Source organism: Chitinophaga sp., assembly GCF_035564935.1.
Taxonomy (GTDB): Bacteria; Bacteroidota; Bacteroidia; order Chitinophagales; family Chitinophagaceae; genus Chitinophaga.
In genome coordinates, this window is record NZ_DATMTE010000864.1 from 1 (window position 1) to 4596 (window position 4596).

Genomic DNA, 4596 nt, shown 5'->3' on the forward strand with positions numbered 1-4596 from the left:
AGCAGGGATCCGGTTTAACGATTCCCCGGATAAAACATATGAACCCACCATGCAGAATAATGATAACAATAAATCCTCCGCTTATCTCATCTCCCGAAAAAAAATATCTGTATTAGAAAAATATTTCTTTACTTTGCGTCATAATGACGTAAACAAAGTTTAAACCCTGCACCAATGCAACGGAACTGTTAACCCCGCCAACATTCCTGCACCGGTGAAAAACTAAAACAACATGAACAAAACAAAAGAATGGCTATCGCCTGCGAAACACTGAATATAATGGAAGCAGGCCATACCGGCGAAACTACTTTCACCGCCGCACGCAGGCTGGTGGTAAACAAACAGGCATTCAATCATAAATTTGCTACAATGAAGTACAATAATAACTGGCTGATCGAAAAGTATCAGGCCAAAGAAAAATTAAAGTTCATCTTTTTCTGGGGCCACCGTCCCTCCGCGGACGGCAGCGTTACCCAGAGCTGTTTCAGCCAGTGGTGGACCGCGCCTTTCACCGTAAACGGCGTCACTTATAAAACAGCCGAACACTGGATGATGGCAGGGAAAGCCCGGCTGTTCAATGACGATGCCACGCTGCAGAAGATCCTGGCCGCAAACACACCGGATGAAGTCAAGAAGCTGGGAAGACAAGTGAAACGCTTTGATCCCGCTTCCTGGGATGCACATAAATTTGACCTGGTAGTGGAGGGTAATCATCATAAATTTTCACAGCACCCGGCATTGAAAACCTTTTTAATTAACACACACGATCGCATATTGGTGGAAGCCAGTCCTATGGACCGTATATGGGGCATTGGTATGGCAGCCTCCAACGAACACGTGGAAAATCCCTTACTATGGCGCGGGCATAACCTGCTCGGTTACGCGCTCATGGTGGTCAGGGACCAATTTAAATAACATGAACAACAGATCTATCAGTAAGTTACTGAGCTTTATTCTCCGGCATAGCCCGGACACTATACAGGTTACACTCGATGCCCATGGCTGGACAAACGTGAACACGCTCCTGCAGCAATGCAAAGCGCACGGACATCATTTTACCATGGAGGAACTGGAAAAAATGGTGGCGGAAAACGATAAGCAACGCTTTTCTTTTAATGAAAACAAAACCATGATCCGCGCCAGCCAGGGCCACTCCATTGATATATCACTGGACCTGCCCCCGGCCATACCACCGGAATTTCTTTACCATGGCACCGTGGTAAGGATTATGGACAACATACGTAAAACCGGTTTGCGGAAAATGAGCCGGCAGCATGTGCATCTTACCGGCGACAGGGCCACTGCCGAAAAGGTTGGCAGCAGGAGAGGAGTACCACATATCCTCACCATCCGCAGCGGCGATATGCATAGAGCCGGTATGGTATTTTATCTTTCAGACAACGGCGTATGGCTTACAGACGAAGTGCCGGTAAAGTATATTCAATAATGCTTACCTTGTGAAGAGGTAAATGCGAATCGACCCGGGTGCCCGCATTCATTGCGGGCTTTATTTTTTTATCAGTATTTTTAAAGAAAAAAATATGTCTATCACTACAGAGGCAGAACTCGATGGCATGAAAAAAGTGAGCGAAGCAGTAGCTGTTACGCTCAGAGAAATGAGGAACTATGCCAGGCCGGGTATGACGGCAAAAGAAATAGATGAATATGGAGGGGAAATATTAAATGCCCTGGGTGCGAAATCGGCGCCAAAGCTTACCTATGGCTTTCCCGGCTGGACCTGTATCAGCGTGAACAATGAAGTTGCGCACGGTATTCCTTCTGCAAAAAAAATACTGCAGGAAGGCGACCTGGTGAACATTGATGTATCTGCAGAGCTGAACGGTTACTGGTCAGACAATGGAGGTTCTTTCGTACTCGGTGAAGACATTTACCGGCACCAGGCCCTGGTAGATGCTTCAAAGGCGATACTTCAAAAGGCCATCCGCTATATCAAAGGCGGCACCCGCGTGGCCGATGTGGGCAGGCTCATTGAAACAGAAGCCAGGAAATCAGGATATACCGTTATCCGCAACCTTGCGGGCCATGGCGTTGGCAGAAGCCTGCATGAAGCGCCGGATGATATCCTTAACTGTTATGTACGTTTAAACCGTACCCGTTTTAAAAAGAATGCCGTAGTAGCCATAGAAACCTTTATTTCCACCATTTCTTCTTTTGCCAATCAAAGTAATGATGGCTGGACACTGATTGGAAACAAGGGCGGCTTTGTGGCGCAGCATGAACATACTATTGTTGTTACCGACCAGGAACCAGTGATCCTGACCGCTGCCAACGAAATATGGAATTGATCTTACTTCAACTGTAATGTTACCGCGCGGATATTTTTACGGTCGTCGGTATACGTGATATGCACCAAACCGTCTGCGGTGGCGATTATGGCAGGATAGCTGTATTCGCCGCCTGCACGTTTTTCCAGCTGATATACATCCTTCCATTTAATACCGTCTTTTGAAACGGCTACCCGCAGCTCGTTGCGGCCATCCGACCACCTGTTTCCTCCTTTTGTTGGGTTGTACACCAATGCCATATTACCATTGGGCAATGTTACGGCATCAATGCCTGAATTGGGATTGGGCAGCTGCAGCGCGCTCACGCGGGTCCATGTAGCGCCCATATCTTTCGACCAGCTGGTGGCTACTACTTTTTGCCGGCTGCGGAACAGCAGCTGCAGGCGGCCGTCCCGGTGGGTGAGTATAGTGGGTTGTATCACGCCGAAGGTGTCGCAATCAATGGCCACCTTCTGCCATTGATGCCCGGTACTGTCGCTGATCTCCATATGCGACACCCAGTGATTGCCTTTTACGCTTTCTGTGCTGGAGGGGTGCAGCAGGCGTCCGTCCGGAAGCTGTATGCATTTATTTTTTATAGGACCCAGCATGCCTTCCGGTAGTTTTTCGGGAGATGACCAACTGCTGCCGTCATCACTGCTATAGCGGGCCATGCCCCACCACTCCCGCGGATTAGGACCCACTTTGTAGAACAGGCAAAGTAAACCTGCCCGGGTACGGAACAGTACCGGGTTCCAGCAGGGATAACGAAGGGTATCGTTTATAATGCCGTCTGCCAGTTTTACCGGCGCCTGCCACTTGCCGGAAGTAAAACGCGACGACCAGATCTCTACATCCTTATTACCTTCTTCCTTTCCGCCAAACCACGCACTGAGCAGGTCGCCGGAACCCAACGTTGTAATGGTAGACGCATGACTGGAAGGCGTAACCGGCACCGGCATGATGAGCTCATTATGCAACGGCACTGCCTTCGTTTGTGCCTTTGCCGGGAAATACAGGACAGCCGGCAATAACAGCGAAAGATAAAAACGCATAGATAAAGAGGTATGTTTGAGCAGGTAAAATAGGGAATACAAGGGGATTATCATAAAGATTGGTAAATTTGCGGCCTTATGTCATTATACACAACAAAGGGAACCGTTACTATCACCTGTAACAAACGCCTGACTCCTTACCTGGAACAGGAAGTAAAAGAGCTGGGATTTACTGTAGAAGAAACATTCGTTACCGGTGTGCGGTTGAATGCATCGCTGAATGAGTGTATCCGTCTTAACCTGAACCTGCGCTGCGGCAGCCAGGTACTGTATAGCCTGAAACAATTTGAAGCCGCTGATGGCGATGAAATATACAACCAGCTGAAATCCTATCCCTGGGAAACCATCCTGCCGGATAATGGTTACTTCTCCATTACCAGCAACGTGCAGAATGAAACCATCAACAACAGCATGTTTGCCAACCTGCGGGTAAAGGACGCAGTGGTGGACCGTATGCGTGATAAAACAGGGAAGCGTCCTTCTACGGGAGCGGAACTTACCGGTGCAGTGATCCACCTGTTCTGGAAAAATGAACAGGCAGAAATATTTGTAGATACCACCGGCGATTCCCTTGCAAGACACGGCTACCGCAAAATACCAGGCCGTGCGCCCATGCTGGAAGCCCTGGCGGCATCCACTATCCTGGCTACCCGCTGGGACCGGAAAGCGCCTTTTATCAACCCCATGTGCGGTTCAGGCACGGTTGCCATAGAAGCCGCACTGATAGCCACCAACAGCCGGCCCGGTCTTTTCCGTGATAACTACGCCTTTATGCACCTGCAGGGTTTCAATGAAGCTGTATACCTGGAAGAAAGGGGACTGCTGGAAAAACAGATCGTGGAAGCGCCGGGGTTGCGCATCATTGCCACCGACCTCAGCGAGGCCGCCATTGTAAATGCACGTAAAAATGCAAAAGCCGCCGGCGTAGCGGACATGATTCAATTCCGCGTATGTGATTTCGCCGCTACCGAAGTGCCTGAAGGAGAAGCCGGCGTAGTGTATATGAACCCTGAATACGGATTGCGCCTCGGCGAAATTGAAGCGTTGGAAGAAACCTATGGCCGTATCGGCGATTTTATGAAACAGCAATGCCGTGGCTATTACGGGTATGTATTCACCGGGAATCTTGAACTGGCAAAGAAAATAGGGCTCAAAGCCAAACGCCGGATAGAATTTTATAACAGTACGATCGATTGCCGCCTGCTGGAATATGAATTGTATGCAGGCACCCGTGACGCGCGTAAACTATAAATCAT

Annotated in this window: 5 protein-coding genes; 4 read left to right on the forward strand and 1 reads right to left on the reverse strand. The window is 49.1% G+C overall.

The window, feature by feature from the left end; all coding sequences use genetic code 11:
* The first annotated feature begins 249 nt into the window (after positions 1 to 249).
* The 3 genes from VN105_RS22555 to map all read left to right on the forward strand — a co-directional run bounded on the left by VN105_RS22555 (position 250) and on the right by map (position 2306).
* The gene (locus VN105_RS22555) at positions 250 to 915 is read left to right on the forward strand and encodes an NADAR family protein (RefSeq protein ID WP_325644455.1); all 666 of its coding nucleotides are present in this window, start codon (positions 250 to 252) and stop codon (positions 913 to 915) included.
* 1 nt (position 916) lies between these two features.
* Positions 917 to 1447: an RNA 2'-phosphotransferase gene (locus VN105_RS22560; protein WP_325644457.1), complete on the forward strand. Its 531-nt coding sequence runs from the start codon at positions 917 to 919 to the stop codon at positions 1445 to 1447.
* Positions 1448 to 1541: 94 nt separating this feature from the next.
* Positions 1542 to 2306, forward strand: a complete 765-nt coding sequence (gene map / locus VN105_RS22565) for a type I methionyl aminopeptidase (RefSeq protein ID WP_325644459.1) — start codon at positions 1542 to 1544, stop codon at positions 2304 to 2306.
* A 2-nt stretch (positions 2307 to 2308) separates the two neighbouring features.
* Here the strand turns inward: map and VN105_RS22570 are convergent, their stop codons facing one another.
* Entirely contained in the window at positions 2309 to 3340 is a 1032-nt protein-coding gene (locus VN105_RS22570) for a sialidase family protein (protein WP_325644461.1), read from the reverse strand.
* 78 nt (positions 3341 to 3418) lie between these two features.
* Between VN105_RS22570 and VN105_RS22575 the strand changes: the two genes are divergently transcribed.
* Positions 3419 to 4591, forward strand: a complete 1173-nt coding sequence (locus VN105_RS22575) for a THUMP domain-containing class I SAM-dependent RNA methyltransferase (protein ID WP_325644463.1) — start codon at positions 3419 to 3421, stop codon at positions 4589 to 4591.
* Positions 4592 to 4596 lie beyond the last annotated feature (5 nt).